24 protein-coding genes are annotated in these 23,932 nt (G+C 48.7%); 8 read left to right on the forward strand and 16 right to left on the reverse strand.

The annotated features are described in order from the left end of the window. Positions 1-23 precede the first annotated feature (23 nt). Positions 24-536 (reverse strand): ribosome maturation factor RimP, encoded by a 513-nt coding sequence (locus ACYVJM_RS26840; protein ID WP_461151307.1) that lies wholly within the window; start codon positions 534-536, stop codon positions 24-26. Positions 537-620: 84 nt separating this feature from the next. Here ACYVJM_RS26840 and ACYVJM_RS26845 point away from each other — a divergent pair, with 84 nt between their 5' ends. Beyond that, complete coding sequence (locus ACYVJM_RS26845) at positions 621-1,844, forward strand: endonuclease/exonuclease/phosphatase family protein (protein ID WP_461151308.1); 1,224 nt, start codon at positions 621-623, stop codon at positions 1,842-1,844. Positions 1,845-1,940: 96 nt separating this feature from the next. Here the strand turns inward: ACYVJM_RS26845 and ACYVJM_RS26850 are convergent, their stop codons facing one another. The 5 genes from ACYVJM_RS26850 to ACYVJM_RS26870 form a co-directional block, all read right to left on the reverse strand. Then, entirely contained in the window at positions 1,941-2,351 is a 411-nt protein-coding gene (locus tag ACYVJM_RS26850) for a molybdenum cofactor biosynthesis protein MoaE (RefSeq protein WP_461151309.1), read from the reverse strand. A gap of 19 nt (positions 2,352-2,370) precedes the next feature. Continuing rightward, a complete protein-coding gene (locus ACYVJM_RS26855; protein ID WP_461151310.1) occupies positions 2,371-2,619 on the reverse strand; it encodes a MoaD/ThiS family protein in 249 nt (82 codons plus the stop codon). 138 nt (positions 2,620-2,757) lie between these two features. After that, positions 2,758-3,039: a hypothetical protein gene (locus tag ACYVJM_RS26860; RefSeq protein ID WP_461151311.1), complete on the reverse strand. Its 282-nt coding sequence runs from the start codon at positions 3,037-3,039 to the stop codon at positions 2,758-2,760. Positions 3,040-3,119: 80 nt separating this feature from the next. Continuing rightward, positions 3,120-4,133, reverse strand: a complete 1,014-nt coding sequence (locus ACYVJM_RS26865) for a S1C family serine protease (RefSeq protein ID WP_461151312.1) — start codon at positions 4,131-4,133, stop codon at positions 3,120-3,122. A 64-nt stretch (positions 4,134-4,197) separates the two neighbouring features. Then, positions 4,198-4,785 (reverse strand): RNA polymerase sigma factor, encoded by a 588-nt coding sequence (locus tag ACYVJM_RS26870; protein WP_461151313.1) that lies wholly within the window; start codon positions 4,783-4,785, stop codon positions 4,198-4,200. A gap of 141 nt (positions 4,786-4,926) precedes the next feature. Here ACYVJM_RS26870 and ACYVJM_RS26875 point away from each other — a divergent pair, with 141 nt between their 5' ends. Further along, positions 4,927-5,118, forward strand: a complete 192-nt coding sequence (locus tag ACYVJM_RS26875; protein ID WP_297373030.1) for a hypothetical protein — start codon at positions 4,927-4,929, stop codon at positions 5,116-5,118. Positions 5,119-5,225: 107 nt separating this feature from the next. Here ACYVJM_RS26875 and ACYVJM_RS26880 read toward each other — a convergent pair whose 3' ends face one another. The 3 genes from ACYVJM_RS26880 to ACYVJM_RS26890 form a co-directional block, all read right to left on the reverse strand. Further along, a complete protein-coding gene (locus ACYVJM_RS26880) occupies positions 5,226-6,230 on the reverse strand; it encodes an NAD(P)H-dependent glycerol-3-phosphate dehydrogenase (RefSeq protein ID WP_461151314.1) in 1,005 nt (334 codons plus the stop codon). Positions 6,231-6,612: 382 nt separating this feature from the next. Next, entirely contained in the window at positions 6,613-8,028 is a 1,416-nt protein-coding gene (locus tag ACYVJM_RS26885; RefSeq protein ID WP_461151315.1) for an efflux RND transporter periplasmic adaptor subunit, read from the reverse strand. Positions 8,029-8,100: 72 nt separating this feature from the next. Beyond that, on the reverse strand, positions 8,101-9,594 hold the full coding sequence (locus ACYVJM_RS26890; RefSeq protein WP_461151316.1) for a TolC family protein: 1,494 nt from the start codon (positions 9,592-9,594) through the stop codon (positions 8,101-8,103). A gap of 81 nt (positions 9,595-9,675) precedes the next feature. On the opposite strand from ACYVJM_RS26890, the gene ACYVJM_RS26895 reads away from it, so the two are divergent. After that, positions 9,676-10,509: an aminotransferase class IV gene (locus tag ACYVJM_RS26895; protein ID WP_461151317.1), complete on the forward strand. Its 834-nt coding sequence runs from the start codon at positions 9,676-9,678 to the stop codon at positions 10,507-10,509. On the opposite strand, the gene ACYVJM_RS26900 is transcribed toward ACYVJM_RS26895, so the two are convergent. Next, positions 10,486-11,172: an ABC transporter ATP-binding protein gene (locus ACYVJM_RS26900; RefSeq protein ID WP_461151318.1), complete on the reverse strand. Its 687-nt coding sequence runs from the start codon at positions 11,170-11,172 to the stop codon at positions 10,486-10,488. The genes ACYVJM_RS26895 and ACYVJM_RS26900 overlap by 24 nt on opposite strands. Positions 11,173-11,517: 345 nt before the next feature. On the opposite strand from ACYVJM_RS26900, the gene ACYVJM_RS26905 reads away from it, so the two are divergent. Both ACYVJM_RS26905 and ACYVJM_RS26910 read left to right on the forward strand, forming a co-directional pair. Next, on the forward strand, positions 11,518-12,216 hold the full coding sequence (locus ACYVJM_RS26905) for a head GIN domain-containing protein (protein ID WP_461151319.1): 699 nt from the start codon (positions 11,518-11,520) through the stop codon (positions 12,214-12,216). 87 nt (positions 12,217-12,303) lie between these two features. Next, complete coding sequence (locus tag ACYVJM_RS26910) at positions 12,304-13,440, forward strand: 5-(carboxyamino)imidazole ribonucleotide synthase (protein WP_461151320.1); 1,137 nt, start codon at positions 12,304-12,306, stop codon at positions 13,438-13,440. A gap of 48 nt (positions 13,441-13,488) precedes the next feature. Here ACYVJM_RS26910 and ACYVJM_RS26915 read toward each other — a convergent pair whose 3' ends face one another. Further along, entirely contained in the window at positions 13,489-14,325 is an 837-nt protein-coding gene (locus ACYVJM_RS26915; RefSeq protein ID WP_461151321.1) for a fumarylacetoacetate hydrolase family protein, read from the reverse strand. Between the two features lie 88 nt (positions 14,326-14,413). Between ACYVJM_RS26915 and recO the strand changes: the two genes are divergently transcribed. After that, entirely contained in the window at positions 14,414-15,106 is a 693-nt protein-coding gene (gene recO, locus ACYVJM_RS26920; protein WP_461151322.1) for a DNA repair protein RecO, read from the forward strand. A 44-nt stretch (positions 15,107-15,150) separates the two neighbouring features. Here recO and lptB read toward each other — a convergent pair whose 3' ends face one another. Next, positions 15,151-15,882 (reverse strand): LPS export ABC transporter ATP-binding protein, encoded by a 732-nt coding sequence (lptB, locus tag ACYVJM_RS26925; protein ID WP_461151323.1) that lies wholly within the window; start codon positions 15,880-15,882, stop codon positions 15,151-15,153. A 151-nt stretch (positions 15,883-16,033) separates the two neighbouring features. Then, positions 16,034-17,788 (reverse strand): single-stranded-DNA-specific exonuclease RecJ, encoded by a 1,755-nt coding sequence (recJ, locus tag ACYVJM_RS26930; protein WP_461151324.1) that lies wholly within the window; start codon positions 17,786-17,788, stop codon positions 16,034-16,036. A gap of 40 nt (positions 17,789-17,828) precedes the next feature. On the opposite strand from recJ, the gene ACYVJM_RS26935 reads away from it, so the two are divergent. Together ACYVJM_RS26935 and guaB are read left to right on the forward strand one after the other, a co-directional pair. Further along, complete coding sequence (locus tag ACYVJM_RS26935; RefSeq protein ID WP_461151325.1) at positions 17,829-18,263, forward strand: DUF2141 domain-containing protein; 435 nt, start codon at positions 17,829-17,831, stop codon at positions 18,261-18,263. A gap of 149 nt (positions 18,264-18,412) precedes the next feature. Further along, on the forward strand, positions 18,413-19,885 hold the full coding sequence (guaB, locus tag ACYVJM_RS26940) for an IMP dehydrogenase (protein WP_461151326.1): 1,473 nt from the start codon (positions 18,413-18,415) through the stop codon (positions 19,883-19,885). A 722-nt stretch (positions 19,886-20,607) separates the two neighbouring features. Here guaB and ACYVJM_RS26945 read toward each other — a convergent pair. The 3 genes from ACYVJM_RS26945 to ACYVJM_RS26955 form a co-directional block, all read right to left on the reverse strand. Next, positions 20,608-21,351, reverse strand: a complete 744-nt coding sequence (locus ACYVJM_RS26945; protein WP_461151327.1) for a metallophosphoesterase family protein — start codon at positions 21,349-21,351, stop codon at positions 20,608-20,610. 71 nt (positions 21,352-21,422) lie between these two features. Beyond that, positions 21,423-22,265, reverse strand: coding sequence for a nucleoside triphosphate pyrophosphohydrolase (gene mazG, locus ACYVJM_RS26950; RefSeq protein ID WP_461151328.1), 843 nt, complete (start codon positions 22,263-22,265; stop codon positions 21,423-21,425). Between the two features lie 124 nt (positions 22,266-22,389). Continuing rightward, positions 22,390-23,931, reverse strand: coding sequence for a DUF1501 domain-containing protein (locus ACYVJM_RS26955; protein WP_461151329.1), 1,542 nt, complete (start codon positions 23,929-23,931; stop codon positions 22,390-22,392). Position 23,932: the final 1 nt, after the last annotated feature.

Below are 23,932 nucleotides of genomic sequence, written 5' to 3' on the forward strand. Positions count from 1 at the left end.
CGTCCAACTATCGGCCAGCAACCTTATTTAAATGATACTTCCACTTGCGCTTTTTTTATCTGCCCGAACGAAATCGGCGTTGGGCCAACGGGTGGAACGTCGGCAGATAATTCAGCTTCCTTTTTCTTTTTACTCTTCGATTTTTTTTCGGCTTCCACATCCAGCACAATATGCTCTTCGGCTACCGATTCCAACACCCCTTTCCGGATGGCCCCATCGGTGAGTGTTACGATCAGTTGACGGCCCACATTGCGGATAAACTGACGTGGAAAAGTCAATGGATAATCAACGCCGGGGGATGAAACCTCCAGCGTAAAAGGCGAATCTCCGAAAAAATTCATTTCGTCCATCTGCCCTCCCAGCCTACGGCTAATATCGGCGCAGTCATCGATCGTGATGCCTGCATCGCTATCCAACAGAATCGTGACCTTCAGTCGGCCACCTTGCCTCCCAGCTACCTGAATATCAACGATATAGAACTGATCGTTTTTTAGGTACGGCTGTAGCAGTTCAGTGATTTTCGCTTTGTCGTCCATAAGGTATGGCTAACAAAAAAGGGAGTGCGACTCCCTTTTTTGATCAATGCCATATAGTTTTTGTGCCACAAAGATAATGCATTTATGCGTCCATCGCAAGCCCCTGTGTGGGCTCAATTGCAGGCATTACGGTCATTATACCTTATTTTTGACGCCAAAAGAGAATTCCCCTCGCTCAACAACGACGCCATGACGCTAAGAATACGGGTTGGACAGATCATCGCCTATTTTTTTCGGTCGTTGCTTTGGTCATTTAATTTACTACTGGTTCTATACACCTGCCTGGGTTATTGGCTCCTGTATAGTTTGCCAACTGAGCATTGGTCGGCCAGCATGATCATGATTAGCTTACCGGTTGTCTGGGTATTGAACCTTGTCGCCGTTTTTTGCTGGCTCACCTCACGTCCCTGGCGAAGCTGGCTTTCGGGAATTGTGCTGATCATTGGTTTGGCTTTATTCGGATCGCGCACCTTTGTCTGGCATACGCCGGTTGAACTAACCAGTAAGGGCAAACCGATAAAAGTATTCAGCTATAATGTTCAATCGTTTGATCTGAACGACACCTGGTCATTTTATACAAGTTCGCCCCGCGTTCGCCGAACGGATAACTATGTGTTGCGCTACGATGCGCCCATTAAATGCTTCCAGGAGTTTTACAATTCCACGTCGATACCCGATTATAACGTTGTGCTTCGGTTTAAAAAGGCCGGGTACCGTTATTCTGTGTTATTGTATCCGGAGAATGCATTAGTACCCGAAGGTGATGTGGGAGCCGCTATTTTTTCTATCTACCCAATTATTGACTCAGGGCGAGAACCATTTGGAGGGTCAAACGGAGTCGTTTGGGCAAACATCAAAATAGGAAATGATACCATCCGTATCATTAATGTTCACCTTCGCTCAATGGGTATCCGCGTTGGCAAGGTTCTGAAGCAAAAAGAGATTAAAGGTGTAAAGCGCGAAACGCATGGGGTGCTTAAGGCGCTGCATAATGGCTTTACGGATCGCAGAGAGGAAGTATATAAAGTCATCGATTATATCCGGGAAAGCCCTTATCCCGTTATCGTCACCGGCGACCATAACGATACCCCGTATAGTGTCGTTTACGAACGGCTGCGCCGGGTGTTGCCAAACAGTTTTGAAGATGCAGGTCGTGGTTTTGGGTTTACCTACAACCGTCTGCCGGGCTTTATCCGGATCGATCACCAGTTTCATGACCCGAAACTGCCGGTCCTGAACTTTGAAACCCTCAATTACATCGGGTATTCGGACCACTACCCAATCGTGGGAACGTATTTGATTAAGTAATTAGGAGACAGGAGATAGAAGTGAGGAGGGCTGACGATTGCTTTTTTACTGACGCGTCAGCCCTCCTCACTTCTACCTCCTGTCTCCTCGCTACTACTAAGGATGGGCATTTACCCAGGACTCTCCATCGGTAAAGACTTCTTTTTTCCAGATGGGCACCGTTTGTTTAATAGTGTCGATGATGTAGCGGCAGGCCTCAAAGGCGGCCGCTCGATGAGCCGTAGCTACTCCAATTAAGACAGCAATCTCACCGATTTGCAGGGTCCCTTTTCGGTGAATGATCGTGTAGCGAAGTATAGGCCATTGCTCCTGAGCAGTATCAGCAATCTTTTGCATTTCGCTAATGGCCATGCGATCGTAAGCTTCGTATTCGAGCCGGTCTACCGGGCGCTCCTGGGTGTTATCCCGCACTACGCCAAGAAAAAAGTCAATGGCTCCTGCCTGTTCCGACTGAAGAAACTGGAGAGCAGCCGGAACGTCAATAGGGTCTGAAGTAAGGGCAATCATAAACGGATAAGCAAAGAGATTAACCTCCGCTAACGGGAGGAATTAGGGCCACTTCGTCGTGCTGAGTCAGGATTTGTTCAGGTTCGGCATATTCACCGTTAACTGCAATCAACAATGAACGTATGCCCGCTAAAGCAGGATACTCCCGATGTATTTGGGTAAGCAAGTCGCCAACACTAGCCCCCTCAGACAAAGGTACCGACACCGCTGACTGGCCTGTCAAATCGCGGGTGATCCCAAATAAAAGCACCGAAACTGATGAATTCATACGCGTGCGTAATGCAGTAAAAAAGCAATTATCTGACCGAAGAACGCAGTATGGTCTACCTGAAGTTCGTCGGCTACTAATAAAAAAACGGCATCACTACGCCTGAGTAGGATGCCGTTCAACTACTATGTGTTTCACTTATTTCGAGTTATCTAATTTGCGCTCCGCTTTCTTCATCTTACGATCAGCTTTGTTGAGCGCCTTATTAGTCCCGTCTTTAACGTCATCTTTTGTGTTTTTAGCCGCTGTCGAAATTTTATCTCCGGCCTTATCGGCTTCACGGCCTACCTTCCGGCCAGCAGCTTTAGTTGTTTCTTTAGCTTGGTGAGCCGTTTCTTTCGCATTCTGTTTTGTATCCTGGGCGGACACAACGGCTGCTGAGAAAAGGAAGGCAACAGCCAGTGTCATGAGCTTTTTCATCGTTGCTGAGTTTAAATTTTTTCCAGAGAACGTGGCAATGGCGCCAATTGTTTGGTAGAAACTCAGCTTACTGATAAACTTTAATCTTTGTGTTTAAAGACCTTCACCTGGTATACATAGTCCTGCATCCGCTTAATCTGCTGTTTGCGAGACAGGTTAGCTAATGTGTTGCGCCGGTTCAACTTCAGCGGCTGCCCTTTGAGGGAATCGACTGGAATATTGTTGAGTGCTTCGAGCAGATAGTTGGTCTTCACGGCAAAGCTAACCCCTTCTGATGTTGTCTGCTTACCGCTGATAATACCGATGACGTTACCTTTCTCATCGAGGAGCGGCCCGCCGGAATTACCCGGATTCACGCCAATCGCTACCTGATAGGCCGTAGAATCGCCCCGGTAGCCCGTACCCGAACTCAGGTAGCCTTCGCCGTAAACAATCTCTTCGCGCGGGTATCCAAGCGTGTACACCCGCTCACCCAAGTCAGATGGACGAGCATCGAAACTATAAGGAACCGTTGGCATCGTCCGGAAGGCATTATCGTCGCAAAGCTGAAGGAAGGCCAGATCATGCTGCTGATCGGTATACACAACTCTGGCTTTATAAACTTCGCCTTTGGCGCTTTGTACATATACCGAATCGGCATCCCGAACGATGTGGTTGTTCGTAACAAAATATCCATCGCCCGTTAGCAGAAAGCCGGAACCAGCCACTTGGGCGGGGTTGGTACTCAGCCCGCGGCCACGCCCGTTATAATCGTTTAGCAACCTCCGCTGCGACGATTTAACGGCCTGGATTTCTTTGCTCAGCAAACTGTACTGCTGTTCCTGTTTATGGCTCTGCTGGTAGGTTTGATAGAGGAATATAGAACCGAAGGTTGTGATAATGGCAGCTGATGCCGCTACAGCCAACGTTGTTCGGTACATCTGCCAGAGCGACCGAATCGGTCCGGTCGATTCTGACCGGTATGATTTGGCATCCTGACGCATAGCGTTCATATCAGCCCCTGCCTGAATGGCCTGAAGCTGTTGCTTAAACCGAACCCGCTCACCGTACGCCAGTAAGATGTTTTCAATATCTTTTTCTTCGTTCGTGTCCATTGCTGTAAACCGACCTCCTCATCGGCAAAACCTTAATTGATCGCCAACTCCGGAAAGTTGGCACTTATGACTTATATTCTGAAAAGAATAACCGCTTTAGCCGCATCAGGCATTTGTACTTCTGCGTCTTGGCGTTATCGGTGTTCGTGTACCCAAACTTTTCAGTAATCTCCTGCATGCTTAGGTGCTGAATATAAAAATCGTCCAGCAGGGTTCGACAGGGTTCACCGAGCCGGGTGAGCGAATCAGCCATCAAATCGAATTGCCGGTCGCGTTCTTCATGTACCGACAGATCTTCATCAATCTGCCCCGCAACAAATTCATCTGAAGCGGGGGTTTCTACATCGCGCACCATAAAGCGGCTGCGTTGGGCTAGCTGCTTCAGCCATAATCGGCGACCAACGGAATAGAGATACGTTTTGAGCTGGCAATGCAATTCCAGCGAACCATTCCTCACCTTCTCATACAACACGATCAGTGCTTCCTGATAGATATCCTTCGCATCGTCTTCGCTCCCACTATTTGTGGTTACGAAGTGGAGTACCATTGGGAAATACCGTCGATACAAATGCGTCAATGCGTCATCGGTGCCCTCGGCCAACCCCACCAGCAACTCTTCATCAGTTAATATGGGCGACCTACTTTCCTTCATTGAGCTGAGTCATTACTTAATACTGAAACGCCGAAGACGTAACCCAAAAAAAATAAAAAAAATAATGGGTTACCTTTTTCTCTATCGGGTATTAACGTTGACATTAATTATTAATCACTAAACAAAAACATTCCCAAAACTATGAAAGCAATCACGAAATCTGCCTTCTTTTTCATGGCTATGATCGCCCTGGCTACGTCTTGCAGCTCGAAGAAAACCGAAACGACCGAAACCACTACGACTACCACTGCTGATTCATCTTCGATGATGGCTACGGATTCGACCATGGCTACGGATTCGGCTTCGACGATGTCTGCTGATAGCGCGAAGTAATTTTTGCTAAGGCACAACTGCCGGTAAACCTTACCGACATCGCTATAAACGGTATAGGAGCCCTCTGACGGATCAGGGGGCTCTTATTTTTGCCCCGTATCAGCGTGTTATACCAGTACCCCTTTCAACGAATTCATTTCGCTGGTTGGTGCCGCCTTGTCGTACAAAATATTATATACAGCATTCGTGATGGGCATCTCCACCGCATACCGACGGTTAATTTCATAAATACTTTTTACCGCATAGTATCCCTCGGCAATCATATTCATTTCTGCCTGCGCCGACTGAATAGTATATCCCCGTCCAATCAGTGTACCAAATGTACGATTTCGACTAAAGGGAGAGTAGGCGGTCACCAGCAAATCGCCCAGGTAAGCCGACCCGCTCAAGTCCCGGTGTTTAGGGTATACAGCATCTACGAACCGTTTTATTTCCTGCATGGCGTTCGAAACCAGTACCGCCTGAAAATTATCGCCATAGCCCAGCCCTCTTGTAATACCGCAGGCTAAAGCAATGATGTTCTTCATCACAGCACTGTATTCAATACCGTATAGATCATCAACTGGGGTTGTCTGCACAAAGCGACACCGCAGTAAGTCGGCAACCGATTGGGCACAAACGGGGTTCTGTGAAGCAATTGTCAGGTACGAATGTTTTTCGAGGGCTACTTCTTCGGCATGGCAGGGTCCCGCTATCACCGAAATCCGTTCCATTGGAACTCCATACTGTTCACTAACCCAGTCGGTAACGAGTTGATTTGCGCCCGGCACCATGCCTTTTATAGCCGATACGACCGATTTCCCTTTAAAATGTTCTGATTTTAAGCCGGTCAGCGCATCGCTGATGAAAGCAGCCGGTACAGCCAGTATGATGTAGTCGCTGTCTTTAAATGAATCTCTGATCTTGGTACAGACTTTTACTTTACGGGTGTTGATCTGCACATCGCTGAGGTAACTTGGGTTATGACCAAACTTTTTAATGTGATCGGCATCAGACGTTTTGCGAAGCCACCATTTGACATTGACATTATTTTCGGAGAGGATTTTCACGAGAGCGGTTGCCCAACTGCCCCCGCCTACCATCGTCACCCGAACGGGTTGCGTTACTTTCATGGGGTAAAGTAAGGAAGAAAGCCGGAAAGGACACAAATCAACGCCTACAAGGTTTCTGAATGGGCTTGTAAGGCTTACTCTAAATTGGCCGGATACCAGTTCGCAGATCTAGTGGTGTCAAAACGGTTATGTCTTTACCAAACAACAACAGGGCTTCCAGCCTCCGGTTGATGTCGACAAATAGTTCAATGTCCAATACCTCACTTAAAAAGCATCTTTAAACCCGCAGCCATGACGGATTCGTAGAAGATGGTTTGAAACTTTCCAGACTATAAGGCTTCAAGTTAACAAAAACGCCCGGCGATAAGACCAGGCGTAATTTGATGCCGACTAAATAGCCGTGATGTATGATTTAAGCGGGCGACTTACCAGCCGAGTTACATTAGTCCGCTTTCTCCTCTTCTTTCTTTTTATTCTTATTGGGGTCGCGCTTGATGACCAGTTCGCCGTCTTTAAGCTTTTTGGAGACGGCGATGAATGGCCCTGAAATGATCTGCTCACCCGGTTTCAAACCTGATACAACTTCAATGTTCTCGAAGTCGCTGATACCGGTTTTCACTTCCCGTTGCGTAGCCTTACCCCCTACATTGACAAAGACAATCTCTTTGGGCTTGTCTTTCTTTTCAATTTGGGTTGCTGGTTTTTCATCGACAGTCCCATTAGAATTGTCTGCAAGCTTTTCTGTATCGATGGCGGAAGAGTCGGCCGCACGCGTTGTGACGGCCGCAATCGGAACGGCCAGTACACCCGACTTCCGGTCGGTTATGATTTCCACCGAGGCTGTCATTCCGGGTTTAAAAGGATACCCTTTCTTATCCTTTTCGGCCAGTAGATCGGCGTATGAATTGTTCAGTATCTTCACTTTTATCTCGAATTCCGTAACCGCATCGGCGGAGAGGGAAGCAGCCGCACCGGACGCACTCGTTAGGCCGTTGGCGGTATTGGCAATCTCATAAACTACCCCTTTAAATTTCCGTCCGGCAGTCGTGTAGGAATCGACTTCAATATCAGCCGTATCACCAAGGTTCACGCGGACAATATCATTTTCGTTGACATTGACCCGTACTTCCATGTTTTGCAGGTTCGCAATCCGCATAATTTCGGTACCTGCCATTTGCGAGGTACCTACCACGCGCTCGCCCAACTCGATGTTCAGTTTAGAAACTGTGCCATTCACCGGGCAATAGATGCTTGTCTTACGGAGGTTTTCGTTGGCATCGCGCAGGCTGGCTTCCGCACTTTGGATGTTAAACTGCGATGCGCGAACGTTGGCATTAGCAGCCTCAACTTCCTGCTTGGCCACGTTATAGTTCGCTTCGCTGGTTTCCAGATCGGCAGCCGATATTACTTTATCTGAAAATAATTTTTTGTTACGCTCATAGTCCGATTTCGCCCGGATCAGTCGTGCGCTCGATTGAGCTACCGACGCCTTTGATTGCTCTAACTGCGCCCGGCTCTGGTTGACAGCAGCCCGTGCCCGTGCCAGCAGCGACTCGTAGTTGTCGGGCCGGATCCGACACAAAAGCTGACCCGCCTTAACAGGGTCGCCTTCGTTCACGTACAAGCCAATGATTTCGCCCGATACGTCGGGACTGATTTTCACTTCTACCTGTGGCTGTACACGACCAGACGCGCTCACCCGCTCGGTAATATCAAGCCGTTTAACCGTGGCAAAATCGACCTCTGTCGACTTCGGTTTACCAATCATTCCCGTTTGTTTTGCGGCTACTAAACCACCGACGAGCAGGACAACCAGTCCGCCTAATATCCACCAAATTCGACTCGATTTCTTCTTCATGACTTATGAATTAGTGAATGAGTAAATGAGTGAGCGGCTTGTGCAAGTTCACCCATTCACTAATTCACTAACTTAATTAAAACTAAGCGGTTTGTTCTGATAGTAATCCAAAATTTTCGTCCGGAACACGTAATCGTACTTTGCCTGTACCAGACTGGCCCTTGCCCGGTCCAGATTCGTTTTGGCGATGCTATAATCTGTTGCGTTGATAGCGCCTGCATTTAATCGGCTTTCAGCGACCTGAAACGCCTTTTCCAGCGAAGCAACCTGCGCCTGTGTTGCCCGGTACCGATTAGCCCCGGCTTTTACCTGCGTATAGGCAGTTTCGATCTGCTGACGCAGCGTCAGACGGGTGTTCAGAGCTGTTAATTCGGCGGTCTGCTGCTGAATTTTAGCCGTTGTAATTCGGTTTCGCGACAAATTTCCCTGAAAGATTGGTACCCGCAGGAACAGCGAAACAGACTGGCTAAAGTTATTGCTTAACTGAGTACCATAAGAAATGCCGGTGCGGTCATAACCGGGCACTGAGGTATTAATTGGTATCTGAGTTCCGGTAACGGGGTCAGTAACAAAACCAATAGTTTGTTGCGTTGACTGGCCATTAGGAATAGCCGTTTTAGCTGCACTGGAATAAATAGTACTCAGGTTCCCATTTAATGATAGGGTCGGGTACAGCCCGCCTTTAGCCACCTGTACTCCTAAATTGGCGCTTTTAACCCGTAAGTCAGCTCCTTTAATTTCAGGCAGATTTACAGAAGCCACATCATAAAGCTGCTGTACCGTGGCGGTATAAGGGTCTAAACCGGGATCGGGAACGACAATTGGCTCTACCTCAAAATCCTGATTGATCGGGACATTCATGGCTTGTAGCAAAGCAACTTTGGCCAGATCAAGGGTATTCTGGGCGTTTATGATCTCCAGTTCGTTACTGGCTAACGTAGCCCGTAGTTCAAACAGGTTGGCTTCCGGAGCAGAACCCGCATTGACCAGTCGTTGCGTACGTTCGAGTTGCGCCCGCGTTACATCAGCCTGGCGTTGCGCCACCGCCAGTTGCTCTGTGCCCGTCAGCACGTTCAGGTAGTTTTGAGCAATGGTTAGCGAGACATTATTTTGAGTAGCATTTAACTCCTGCTGCCCCGCCTGAAGGGCCAGTTCATTTTGCCTGACTGTGCTGCGCAATACGCCACCGTTGTAAAGCGTTGCTGACGAGTTAAGCTGAAAACTGCTGGAGTTGATCGTTTGCTGGACGAATTCGTTGGATTGAGGGTTAATACTGCGCCCCCCGTTTAACGATTGGTTACCTTGAAAAACGGCGGTGGGCAATTGGTTTAGCCGCGCCTGATGCAATTGCAACTCACTATTGGCAATCGTTAACCGCCCCTGCCGAATCTGAATGTTGTTCTGCTGGGCAATATCAATGCATTGCTGTAGATTAACCCGGGCCGGTGCCGTTACGCCCGTACCCGGCGATACGGCCGAGCCTGTACTCTGTGCGTATGTTGCCGACAAATTTGCCGTTACTAATAGGGCTACTACAACCCGCATCTGTTTCCACGCCACTTGCATACACATACTATTTGATGGTTCAATGTTACAAACTTACCTTCGGCGCGGCTATCGTTTTAGGATAAACGGCGCAAACTAAGCATGTTTCTGGTTTATAATTCGGATATACTTCACGAAAGCGATTTTCGCCTTTCGGTAAACGACCGCGCTTTTAGTTATGGCGACGGAATTTTCGAAACAATTCGGTACGAATCGAACCGGGTCTGGTTCTGGAGCGACCACTTCGCCCGGCTTGCTGCGGGCATGGCTGCATTACACCTAACGCCCCCGAAAAATTTCACGGCGGATGCGCTTCATCATACGCTGTTGCGGCTTCTTGATGCCAACGAGCTCGCCAATCAACCCGCCCGGATTAAGCTTCAGGTCTGGCGACAGCCGGGTGGATTGTATACACCCGCAACAAATAACGTAAACGTCCTGCTATCGGCCAGACGAGGTAACCCATTCTTAGTTTCGGAAAAAGCGCAAACCGGCATGTACGACGAATTTCGATTAGCGCCCACCCCACTTTCGGCCTATAAAACCCTGAACGCGCTTCCTTACGTATTGGCGGGTTTGTATAAAGAGCAGCACACACTCGACGACGTGCTGCTGCTCGATATGGACGGCCACGTAGCCGAGTGTCTGGCATCCACCTTGTTCTGGTACGCCGACGATGCACTCTATACACCAGCTCTGCAAACGGGTTGCATTGATGGAATTATCCGCCGACAACTCCTTCGCCTTGCGCCAGCAATGGGAATTCCTGTTTATGAAGGCCTGTACAAGCCGGACGTACTTCAACGGGCGGAGGCCGTGTTCTGTGCCAATGTTATGGGGATTCAATGGTTGAATCAGGTAAACAACTATACCATAAAGGCAACTGTTGATGTTCGACACCGACTCACTACCTTATTGGACCAGCTTCACATCTGAAGGCTCCAGCCAACCGTCTTTCAGTCTAATCACCCGCGACCCGTATTCGGCGTTCAGTTCGGAATGTGTGACCTGTACGATGGTTACACCATCTTTCTGGTTCAGTTCGCGAAAAAGTTCCATAATATCACGGGCCTGGTCGGAGTGCAGATTACCCGTTGGTTCATCGGCGAAGATAACGGCTGGTTCTGTAGCCAGTGCCCGGGCAATACCTACCAACTGCTGCTGTCCGCCCGATAACTGTGACGGAAATAAGTCTTTCCGGGCAACGATGTTGAACCGGTCGAGCAGTTCGGCCACACGGCTTCTACGCTCCGATCCACTCAGACCTTTGTACAGCAATGGCGTTTCGATGTTTTCATACACGGTTAATTCATCGATCAGGTGGTACGCCTGAAACACAAAGCCAATCTGCGTTCGGTGAAGTTCCGTTCGTTTTTTCTCGGAAAGCTTTTGAACCGGCTGGTCGTCGAGCAGGTATTCACCTTCGGAGGGTTCTTCCAGCAAACCCAAAATATGCAACAGCGTTGATTTGCCGGAACCCGACGGCCCCATGATGGACACAAACTCCCCCTGGGCAATTTCCAGGCTGATATTTCGTAACACATACACCCGACCGAAGCCCGCGGGGTAGTATTTAGAGACGTTGTTAAGTTGAATCATAATTGGTTACTTTTGAAAAGGTTTTTTCACCCTGGCTAATTCGTTATTTCATGGATAATCTCCGAAGAATTGATTCGTCTGTTCATGATAATCGGGACGTTTATGCTCCCTTATACCATCAGCTGCTATACTTCCTGATCTGGATTTGACTTCTTTTCTCAAGTGGCTCAAGTGACGTGCCAGAATCACAAGCAACTAACTGACAATTACTTACCAATAAATACATCAACTACAACGTCCGCTTACGGACAAAGATACCGTTGAAACCGGACACCTGCTTTTGTTCATGATGCAACGAAACTGCCCTTTTTAACATCTTCCTCTAAATCTAAAACCATTCTTCCTATGAAAGCAATCGCTTTAGTCGTTTTCATGTTCACGGTGGGTATGCACGCCACCACTTCCGATTGGAAAAAAGAGCGTACAGTTTCAAATTTTAAAGGGGTAAGCGTCAACAGTGGCATTGATGTGTTTCTGACCCAGGGCAATTCAGAAAAATTGGTCCTTGAGGTAAAAGGGTATGATGAAGACCAGGTTATTTCCAGAGTAAAGAACGGCGTTCTGGAACTCAATATCGACAGGAAAGGCCTGAACTGGAATATAGGTAATAACAAATACGTAAAGGCTTACCTGACCTTCAAGCAGTTAGATAATTTACAGGCGGGTGGCGGCTCGGATATCACAGGTCAGGGAACGCTGGTCTTCAACGATTTAAACCTCGAAGCATCTGGTGGGGCCGATGTTAAGCTGACGCTCAAAGCCGATGAACTTAACGTCGAAGCCTCAGGCGGAGCCGATGCCACCCTGCAAGGCTCGGCTCGGACACTTAATGCCAGTGGGTCCGGTGGGTCGGACCTGGATGCCCGTAAACTCTCGGTCGAGGTGTGCAATGCCAATTCATCGGGCGGATCGGATGTGTACGTTAACGCCAGCAAAGAGTTAACGATGAAAGCATCGGGCGGATCGGATATTTACTACTCAGGCTCCGCCAAAGTAGTGGCCAGCAGCAAATCGGGCGGGTCGGATATTACGCGCAGAGATTAAAAACAGCGAAAGAGTGAAAGAGCGAAAGAGCGAAACGGTAACTTTGTAAACGAATTCGCTCTTTCACTCTTTCACCCTTTCACCATTTTGACACCTACAATCGGTATCCTCGGCGGTGGCCAGCTTGGCCTGATGCTTCTGCAAGCCGCCATTGACTGGAATCTCCGCGTTCATATTCTCGACCCCGATGCCGAAGCCCCCTGTCGGCATTTATGTACCCGGTTTACGCAGGGCTCCCTGACTGATTACGATACGGTTTACCAGTTCGGGCAGGCGGTTGACGTGCTAACCATTGAAATTGAGCGGGTGAATGTAGACGCCCTCGAAGCACTCGAACGGGAAGGCAAGAAGGTTTTCCCCCAGCCCTCCGTCATTCGCGTTATTCAGGACAAGCGTCTCCAGAAGCAGTTTTACCGCGATCATAACTTACCTACCGCCGATTTCATCCTGACCGAAAACCGGGCCGATGTTGCCTTGGCGGAAATACATCAGCCCGACATCTTACCCGCTTTTCACAAATTGGGCCGGGATGGATACGATGGTCGCGGTGTTCAGCGAATAGCTTCGGTAGCCGATGTGGGTAAAGCTTTCGATGCGCCGGGCGTGCTGGAAAAAGCGGTTGATTTCGAGAAAGAACTAGCCGTTATCGTTGCCCGTAACGAACGGGGCGAGGTGCAGACCTTTCCAACGGTTGAAATGGTCTTCCATCCGGAACTCAATCTGGTTGAATACCTGTTCGCCCCCGCCGAAATCTCGGAAGCAATTGACCGGAAAGCTCAGGACATTGCCCGTCGAACTGCCGATGCTTTCGGGATTGTTGGCTTGCTGGCCGTTGAGCTATTTCTGGATAAGCTCGGCAATGTATTGATTAACGAAGTGGCGCCACGCCCGCACAACAGTGGGCACCATACCATCCGGGCTAATGTTACGTCGCAGTTCGAGCAGCATTGGCGGGCCATCCTCAATTACCCGATGGGCGATACCAGCATTTACCAGCCAGCCGCCATGGTGAATCTGCTGGGTGAAGATGGCCACACGGGCCCGGCCGTCTACGAAGGGTTGGAGAACTTACTGTCTATGCCCGGCGTATTTCCCTTTTTCTACGGCAAAGCCATCACCAAGCCTTTTCGTAAAATGGGCCATGTAACGGTCATGGACGATTCGCTGGATGCCCTCCGGGAAAAAGTAGCCGACGTTCAGAAAGGTATTCGGGTGATTTCTTAAGTGCCTGACTGCCCGGCAAACTTTTGTGCCGGGCAGTCAGACGATCAATTAAGCTACTACATTTTCCAGCGTACCAATTCCATCAATCGTAATCTTAACCTCATCGCCCGATTGGAGCGTGAAGCTATCGGGCGGAACAATACCCGTGCCGGTCATCAGGAAACAGCCGAACGAAAACGAGCATTCGCGGTAGAGGAACGAAACCAGTTCGGTATGCTGCCGCTTCATCTGATTAATGGCAATGTTGTTGACGAAAGCCGTTTGCCCGTCCCTGAGAATTTCCAGTTGTATCTGTGTCTCGGGTGAGATTGGCGTTTCGGGCACGTACAGGCACGGTCCGAGAGCCGCGCTGCCATCGTAACTTTTGGCCTGGGGCAGGTATAAAGGATTCTCCCCTTCTATGCTTCTGGAACTCATGTCGTTGCCGCAGGTGTAACCCACAATCTTGCCCGACGAGGTAATGAAGAGTGTCAGCTCCGGCTCGGGCACGTTCCAGGTTGAATCGGCACGGATGCGGACTTGCTGGCCCGGCCCCATTACGCGCTCGGGTGTCGATTTGAAAAACAGTTCGGGCCGTTCGGCATCATACACGCGGTCGTAAAAATTATCGCCACCCGATTTTTTCGACTCCTCCATCCGGGCATCCCGACTGCGTAGGTACGTAACGCCCGAAGCCCATACTTCCTGCCGACCGATGGGTGCCAGTAATCCGTTTTTTGTCCAGCTCTCGAATTCGTCCGTTGGTGGGGCTACAGCGGTGAGTGTAGTCAGGAATTCGTGGAGATCATCCCGATTGATTAGTTCGTCCCAGTTATCGACGGGAACGGAATAAAATTGATTGTCTAATTCAACGACGATGCCGAAGCGGGTTTTGTAGAGTTTCATAGAGGACAAACTAAGCGGTAATTGGTCGATAAACCGACCTATTTATCCTTTAAAGGTGTTATATTGGATAGTTTACTGTGAATCTGAAATGTTGCAAAAGACAAGGGGTATTGCCCTCAGTTATATTCGTTACCGCGAAACGTCCATTATTGCCCGCGTGTACACCGAGGATTTCGGTCTGCAAAGCTACATTGTCAATAGTGTGCGAACAGCCCGGAGCAAGAACAATAAAATTGCTCTGTTTCAACCACTAACCTTGCTGGAGATGGTCGTGTATTACAAAAGCGACCGCGATCTGACACGTCTTTCGGAAGTAAAAACGAACTACCCTTTTCAGAGCCTCCCCTTCGAAGTAGGCAAATCCACCATTGCCATGTTCGTGACAGAGATGTTGAATAAGGTGCTGAAAGAAGAGGCAGGCAGCCCTGTTTTATTTCGCTTTCTGGTGGAGTCGGTGGTTTTTCTGGAAGAAGCCACAACGAACTACGAAAACTTCCACCTCGCATTTCTGTTAAAGCTTTCCTTCTTTCTGGGGTTTGGACCTGAATCTGCCCGCGAATTTGAAGATCAACTGCGAGAGAACTCCTACCCTTTCCTACCCGACGAGGAGATGGATACGGCACTGAATAGTATGCTTCGGCAGCCATTTGGCACACCTATCAAATTAAGCCGCGCTGCCCGCAACGAACTGGCGGATGCGCTGGTCTCGTACTACCATATTCACATCGACTCCCTCGGCGAGGTAAAGTCATTGCCAGTACTGCGGGAAGTGTTTGGGTAATGGGCTTCGTAATACCGACCGGTATAGTCGGTATTACAAAGCCTCTACACTTTACGCTTCAGCTCAAAATGTTGGCCCAGATAAACCCGGCGCACCTGTTCGTCGTTGGCTAGCTCCTCGGCGGTCCCCTGCTTGAGAATTTTACCTTCGAATAGCAGATAGGCCCGGTCGGTTATGGAGAGCGTTTCGTTTACGTTGTGGTCGGTGATCAGAATGCCGATGTTGCGGTGTTTGAGTTTGGCAACGATGCTTTGAATGTCCTCTACCGCAATGGGATCGACACCGGCAAAGGGCTCGTCAAGCAGAATAAATTTGGGATCGACGGCAAGCGCACGGGCAATTTCGGTACGTCGGCGTTCGCCCCCGGACAGTACTTTACCTTTGCTCTTTCGAACATGTGTCAGGCTAAACTCTTCAAGCAGTTCTTCTACTTTTTCCTTTTGCTTCGCTTTGGACAAGTCGGTCATCTCAAGAACGGCCAGTACGTTCTCTTCTACCGATAAATCCCGAAATACGGAGGCTTCCTGCGCCAGATACCCCAGGCCGAGCCGAGCCCGTTTGTACATGGGCAGGTTAGTCACGTCCAGATCGTCGATGAATACTTTCCCGCTGTTCGGCTTTACTAACCCCACGGCCATGTAAAACGAGGTTGTTTTGCCAGCACCATTTGGTCCGAGAAGGCCAACGATTTCGCCCGTTTCTACTTGGTACGATACGTTGTTGTTGACCAACCGGGAGCCGTATTTTTTGATTAAATTTTCTGTTCTGAGAATCATGTGAAGGCGTTCACTAAACCATCGGGCTAAACAGCTACAGCTGTCAGCAACGATTACAAAGTTCGCGGTAATCCAGCCCACTGCCAACTATTTTTAACCTGAGCAGGCGACCACACCGGTTTATTAACAAAATTTATGGAAAAAGGGAGCCTTACACTTTTATATCCTTCAGCATCAATTGCAGAGATACATTCCCATTGAAATGATTCTGATCGACCTGGTAACAAATAGAGAAGGGCTTACCGGGGCGGATCAGGTCGGCCAGGTGCGCCATTCCGAAGCCAATAGCCGTGAACGTTAACCCCGATCGGCGAGCGGCCGTATCGCCCTGACGCACGTTTATCTTGAGGTGTTTCTCCTTCATGATGATCGGCTCACTCACCAGGTACACGTCCTCCGTCATGAAGGTTGGCTGTAGGTTATGCGGACCAAATGGCCCCATCTGCCGGACGATCCGGTAAAGCTTGTCGCTTATTTCGCTAAAGTCAAGCGGCAGATCTATGTCGATCAGCGGAGTGAGATGTTCTTCTTTTATCCGACTGGCAACGACTTCTTCAAACTTTTTACGGAAGGCGTCGATATTTTCCACCGACATAGTCATTCCGGCGGCAAACGTGTGCCCACCAAACTGCTCCAGCAAATCGGCGCATTCCTCAATTGCTTCGTAAACATCGAAACCCGGCACCGACCGCGCCGACCCGGCGGCTTTATCGTTCGACTGCGTCAGGATGATGGTGGGCCGGTGAAAATGCTCGATGCAACGCGAGGCAACAATGCCGATCACCCCTTTGTGCCAGGTGGCGTCGAACAGAACCGTACTCTTGGCTTGCCGCAGACGTTCATTGCTGCGGATCATTTCCAGCGCCTGTTCGGTCATGCTGCTGTCAAACTCACGTCGGCTATTGTTGTGTTTGTTGATCGCCATCGCGAACTCATCGGCCTCCTCTTCCGATTCGGCCAGCAGCAGTTGAACGGCGGCTTTGGCATGTTGAATTCGTCCGGCGGCATTGATGCGAGGGCCTAAGCCAAATACCAGGTTGGTGATATCCAGCTCACGTGAGAACCCGGCTATTTTGATCAGGGCTTTCAAGCCGGTGCGGGGCGATGCGTTGAGGTGTTTAAGGCCGTAATAAGCCAGCACCCGGTTTTCGCCCGTGAGCGGTACAATATCCGACGCAATGCTTACGGCCACCAAATCAAGGCTTGGGTACAGGTCGTTCAGGTCAATCCCTTTATGAAGGCAAAAGGCCTGCAGCAGTTTAAATCCTACACCACAACCACTCAGTTCTTTATAAGGATACGGGCAATCGTCGCGTTTCGGGTCAAGTACGGCGGCAGCGTCGGGAATTTCATCGCCGGGGCGGTGGTGATCACAAATGATAAAATCGACGCCGAGTGCCTTCGCTTCGGCAACCCGATCAATGGATTTGATGCCACAATCGAGGGCAATAATCAGGGAAAACCCATTTTCGGCCGCCCATTGAATACCTTGCTTCGAAATACCATACCCTTCTTTGTAGCGATCGGGAATGTAATAATCGATGGCCGAATGATAACTTTTCAGGAATCCGTAGACAAGTGCCACGGAGGTTGTCCCATCAACATCGTAATCGCCATAGACCAGAATTTTCTCCTGTCGTTCGGGAAGCATGGCCATTTGCAGGCGCGTAATGGCCTTGTCCATGTCCTTCATCTGGAACGGATTGTGCAGATGATTTATCTCCGGTCGAAAGAACGTCCGAGCTTCTTCGTAGGTTTGCACACCCCGCTGAACCAAAAGTGCCGCCAAAAATGGACTTACACCCAGCGAATTGGTTAATGTTTCAATAGCCAACCGCTGCTCCGACGAATCGGGCAAAGGTTTTGTAATCCATCGTTTGGAAGCGGGGGGTGGTTGGGCTATCATAATTGCAAGATAAATCCGTTTTTAGAAAAACACTCAATGTATGCTCTATTTGCTTTTGATTTTCCGTTTCCTTTTACCCAGTTCGGCAACACCGGATACGCCCAAAAAAACGAACTTAACCATTGAAGTACATAACGTTCGTGTGTTGACCGGTGCCGTTTATGTAGCTATTTTCAGGCCCGGAAAAGATTTTCCGGAGGGGAAACCAATCGAGGGCAAAAAAGTCGATGCAACGCATGAGCGTGTACAAACCACATTCTCGGTTGAGCCGGGATCGTATGCCATTGCGGTCTATCACGATGAAAATGGCAACGGTAAAATGGACAAACGAATGTTTGGCATCCCGAAAGAACCGTATGGATTCAGTAATGATTTTCGTCCTAAATTATCGGCACCAAAGTTCAGCGACTGCCAGTTCAGCGTTGGCGACAACGGGAAAACGATTCGTATCAAACTAGATCGAATTTCGGGCTAACGATCTTATTATCAGAAGCTTCGTCATGAAAGAGATTGTCGTACGGCAGGCATAAATTGTTAATTCGACATTAATGCTGCAAAACCCGCTGGTTGGATCAGTTTTTTTCGTACTTTTGTCCGGCAAATAACACCACCTGTTTATTTGCTATGAGCTTAGATACCAGTAAATTTCTTTACGAGGCTCTCACCTACGACGACGTACTGCTGTTACCTGCCTATTCGGAGGTACTTCCACGCGATACGCAAACCGTTTCCCAACTCACCCGCAACATTCGGCTAAACGTTCCACTCATCTCGGCGGCTATGGACACCGTTACGGAGTCGGCATTAGCGATTGCAATGGCGCAGGAGGGCGGTATCGGTATTATCCACAAGAACATGAGCATTGAGGCTCAGGCCGACCAGGTTCGGAAAGTCAAGCGCTCAGAAAGTGGGATGATCATTGATCCCATTACACTTCTTGAAACGGCTACTTTAGGCGACGCGCACAAGATTATGCGCGAGTTTAAAATTGGCGGTATCCCGGTCATTGATGAGTCGGGAAAGCTGGTTGGCATTTTGACCAATCGCGACCTTCGGTTTCAGCACGACATGAGCAAGCCTGTTACGGCTGTCATGACGCAAAAAAACCTCATCACCGCACGGGAAGGCTTAACACTCGAAGAAGCGGAGACGATCCTCCAGCAGCACCGTATTGAGAAACTGCCGATCGTTAACGATACCTATCAGTTAGTTGGACTGATCACGTACAAAGACATCCTGAAGAAGAAAAGCCATCCCAACGCCTGCAAAGACGAACTGGGCCGCTTACGCGTAGGTGCTGCCGTGGGGGTTACACCCGACCTGCACCGGCGAATTGAAGCGCTTGTAAAGGCTGGCGTAGACGTGATCAGTGTCGATACGGCGCACGGCCATTCAAAGGGTGTTCTGGACGCCGTTCGAGGCATTAAAGAGCAGTTTCCCAAACTACAGGTTATTGCCGGAAACGTAGCCACCGGCGAAGGAGCTAAAGCCCTGGCCGATGCTGGTGCCGACGCCGTAAAAGTGGGCGTAGGACCGGGCAGTATCTGCACAACCCGCATCATTGCCGGTATTGGCATGCCGCAGTTAACGGCTGTTTATGAATCGGCCAAAGCCTTACAGGGCACGGGCGTACCGGTCATTGCCGATGGCGGTATCCGTTTCTCGGGCGATATTACCAAAGCCATTGCCGGGGGTGCCAGCACCGTTATGATTGGCTCCCTGCTGGCAGGTACCGAAGAGGCTCCCGGTGAAGTTGTACTCTATGAAGGGCGCCGGTTCAAGACGTACCGGGGTATGGGATCCGTAGAAGCCATGGAAGATGGCTCGAAAGACCGTTATTTCCAGGATGCTGAAGATGATATCAAGAAACTGGTACCTGAAGGTATCGTTGGCCGGGTTCCCATAAAAGGCAAAGTCTCGGAGATTATCTACCAGATGGTTGGCGGACTGAAAGCTGGCATGGGCTATTGCGGTGCCATTGATGTACCAACGCTGCAACAGGCTAAATTTGTTAAAATTACAACAGCCGGTTCACGCGAAAGCCACCCCCACGATATTCAGATTCAGAAAGAAGCACCGAATTACTCGGCACGATGAAGAAAAATATAGGCTGTATGCTCAGGACGTATTGAAAACGAAATATGTCTATAGCATACAGCCTATTACACTATTTGGATTGCGAAAGCATGGGCAGACAGGATCTCCGCGGCAGCATAAAATCGATTCTACAGGGTCAATAGCGCCCAAGACAATTACTGCTCGCTTATTCCTGCCAACTTACTAAGGGCCACGTAGAACTACCAGTAGCCGGAGAAAGCAATAACTCCTGCCATTGGCTTTCCAGTTGCTGAAAAGGCGTTGATATAGTTCGTCCGTCAAATGCATCGATGGGAAGCGATGTATGATGTCCGTGGTCAATAAGTTCGGCTTTGCTAACGTGTTTGTTTGATAAGCATAACGAGCTCAAAACATCAAGAGAGTACTCCATAGTAGAAAACCACCATGAATGCTCTCGTTCATTACCTAGTAGATCAATTGTGGTGAAACGTAATACCATATTTTAGTTATTAGGGAAAGTACGGAATTAAATACGGAGTGGCTGGCAAAAATATAAAATATCATCTACATATACTCTATGTGAACAATATTTTTTAATATTAAATTAAAATTCTCATTTATGGGTAATTACTACTATATTAGTTATAATTAATGAAAAAATTTAAATACTATTTCCTTTATATCTTTAAGCGAGATATTCTTTTGTGTATAAAATAATAGGGGCTAATATTATTTGTCACTTAAAGTAATTTTTTTCTGTATTACTGGGTAGGGTCTATATAAAAAACGGCACTGTTGGTTCCATGCGTGGTTAGATTGATTTCACGAATACCAATTTGCAGAGTATCAATTGAAAATCCAACCGTATCCTGCTTCATCTGATAAAAAGTTGACGGAGAGAGAAGCACTAACAGATTGCCGCGCTGTACTACTTTTTCGACGTGATAATGACCGCAAACCACCGTCATATGGCAAGGTAAGTCACGAACGAGTTCTACGAATTGTTCACTCTGCCGAAAAGGGTATTTCCGATCCATAAACCGTACATCAGCCGGAAGTGGCGGATGATGCATGAACACAAGTATATTCGTATCGCGCAGGGCCGAAAGATAATCCCTGAACCAGGTCCACTGCCGGTCTGACAGTTCTCCATTCGATGAATCAAGGAACAAAACGGGACGCCCTTCGAGCGGTAGCGCATAATACAATTCGCCCTCGTGCAAGTCATGCTTTTTGTTGAACACTTCGGCCAGCATCGTCGAGTTATCGTGATTTCCAGAAATCACATAATACGGAAATGGTAGCTCATCAATCTGTTTCTTCACCCATTGGTAGATGGATAAGTCGCCGGTGGCGTTGCAGAAATCTCCACCTAATACCAAACAGTCAGGTTTTAATTCGGATAAAGCGGCCAGTGCTTTCAGGAAATTTTGCCGGACATTTACTCCTTCCGGAAGTTCACCTTCAGCACCCAGATGCATGTCGGTCAGAAAAACTATACGCATAACTTAATAAAAAAAGAGTCTTCAAGACGTGTACGCTATGAAAATACTGCAGGCTTGGCCAGTGGAATAGTTTATACCACCTTCTTGGCTTCATTCCAGTATACGTCCATCTCGGCTAGTGTCAGACTGCTAAGTCCTCTTCCAGTGGCACGGGCCTGTTCTTCCATGTACTGAAAGCGTTTGATGAATTTTTTGTTGGTGCGTTCCAGGGCTGTCTCAGGATTTATATCGATGAAACGGGCGTAGTTGACAAGCGAGAAAAGTAAGTCGCCAAACTCGCTTTCGGCCCGTTGCTGATCAATTACTGTTCCGGACTCCGCGTTAAATTCATCTTTAAACTCCTGCATCTCCTCCTCAACCTTTTGCCATACCTGTTCTTTTTCGTCCCAGTCAAACCCGGCCCCTCTGGCTTTCTCCTGGATACGCATGGCTTTTACCAGGGCCGGTAATGAACCTGGTACGCCACCCAGCACCGACTTATTCCCTTCTTTTAATTTAAGCTGCTCCCAGTTGGCTTTCACCTGTTCCTCGTTTTCGGCAATGACTGTCTGGCCATTGGCATCCGGGTAAATGTGCGGGTGGCGACTGATGAGCTTTTCACAAACGCCGTTTAGCACATCGGCTATATCAAAGCGATCCGACGATTCAGCAGGTGCTTCGGAAGCAATTTTAGCGTAGAAAACCAGGTGTAGCTGTATATCTCCTATTTCTTTCCGGATCTCGGGCAAATCATTTTCCAGGATGGCGTCGGAGAGTTCGTAGGTTTCTTCGATGGTTAAGTGGCGCAGACTTTCCAGCGTTTGCTTACGGTCCCAGGGGCACTGTTCCCGCAACTCGTCCATGATGGTCAGGAGTCGATCAAATGCCATTAGCTGCTCCTGACGTCGGGGGGGTAATTCTTGAAATTGCTTCATTCGTAAGACACCTGTAGGATCGTATGGACCCCACAGGTTTATCGAAAACTGTCTTTTGTGATAAACCTTCTGAAAAGATAGGTGTATGACACTTCTTTTCAATAGAAAGGACACAAAAAAACATTTAAAGCTTGATCAGTCGTTTTACCTGCCGACCATTATCGGTTTGAAGGCTGTAGAAGTAATGCCCGGCGGTGAGGTTGGCTCCGCGCACCGTTACGCTGTAGCTGCCACGATCAAAATGCCCATCGCGAATGATACTAACCTCCCGCCCTGTCAGGTCGTATAGGGCCAGACGAGCCGAGCCAGCCTGCTCAATGGTAAACTGAATTTCAGTACTTTCAACAAATGGGTTGGGTGTATTCTGACCCAGACTAATCGAGCCTTCGGCCAGTTCCATAGTCCGTATCTGGCGAAAAATGGGCAGAGTCTCAAACTCGCGGCCCAGAATAGATTGTGTTGTACCGGCATCGACGCCGAGGTGGTCGCGGAGAACACTGGCGTACACTTGTCGAAAGTCGTTAGTAAACTTCAGATCGCCGTTACTGTCTAGATCACTCAGAACAGGAGCATCTCCAACAATACCCCCTCGTACGGGTTCACCAACTACAAAAAGAGGAGCGGCCGTACCATGGTCGGTACCGTTGGTGCCATTCTGATTGACACGCCGACCAAATTCCGAGAACGTCATAACCGTGACCCGATTGGCCAGGTTTTGTTTTCTTAAGTCTTTTATGAATGTTGCTACGGCATCAGCCACGGTTTTCAGCAGGTTGGCATGCTGGCCCGTCGTTACATTGCTGGTCACGACTTGATTGGCATGTGTATCGAACCCACCAATTGTCGTTAAATAAACCGGCGTTGTGAGTCCTCCGGCAATTAAATCGGCGACTATGGCCAATTGCTTACCAAGGCTTGTACCTGGATAAGTAACCGTGTTTTTACCAATACTGGCTTTCTTCTTGATGATACCCGCATACTGAATCGATTGGTTGGCAATCTCTTGCAAAAACTTAAGCTCTTCGCCCGCAACGGTATCGGGGGTCGATTGAGTTTCCATACTGCTTCCCTGCACTAACTGATAAAACGCATCGGGAGAGTCGAATACCGTCCCCATTGAGCCAATCTGGCTTTGCAACAGCATCGACTCCACCGATCCCAGTTGGATAGCCATTGGCTGTTCGGGCAGCTTAGCCGGGTAATCAGGAAACTTATGCGTTAGATACCGCCCTATCCAGCCATCGAATCCATAGGTGTTCGCATCAGAACCCGACAACCAGATATCACTTGACCGAAAGTGCGATCTGTTAGGCGACTGATAACCGACATTCTCAACAATTGTCAGTTGAGCATTATCATACAATTCCCGAAAGGCGCTCATTGCCGGATTAAGACCCAGCTGGCTCGTTAGGGGCAATACTTTTGCTTTTGGGATAGCAATTGCAGGTCGATTTTGATAATAGAGTGGATTTTCAAATGGCACAACCGTATTTAGTCCATCATTGCCCCCCTGTAGCTGGACAAGTACCAAGATATTTCCGTTGGTATCAGCCTTATCGAAGATGAATGGGCTATGCGCATATGATCGTACGGGTATTCCCTGCATGCCAAAGGCAGCGCCCCCTGTTAGCAAGCTAAGTTGGCGTAGAAAATCTTTGCGATTCATT

Source organism: Spirosoma pulveris (assembly GCF_054781875.1).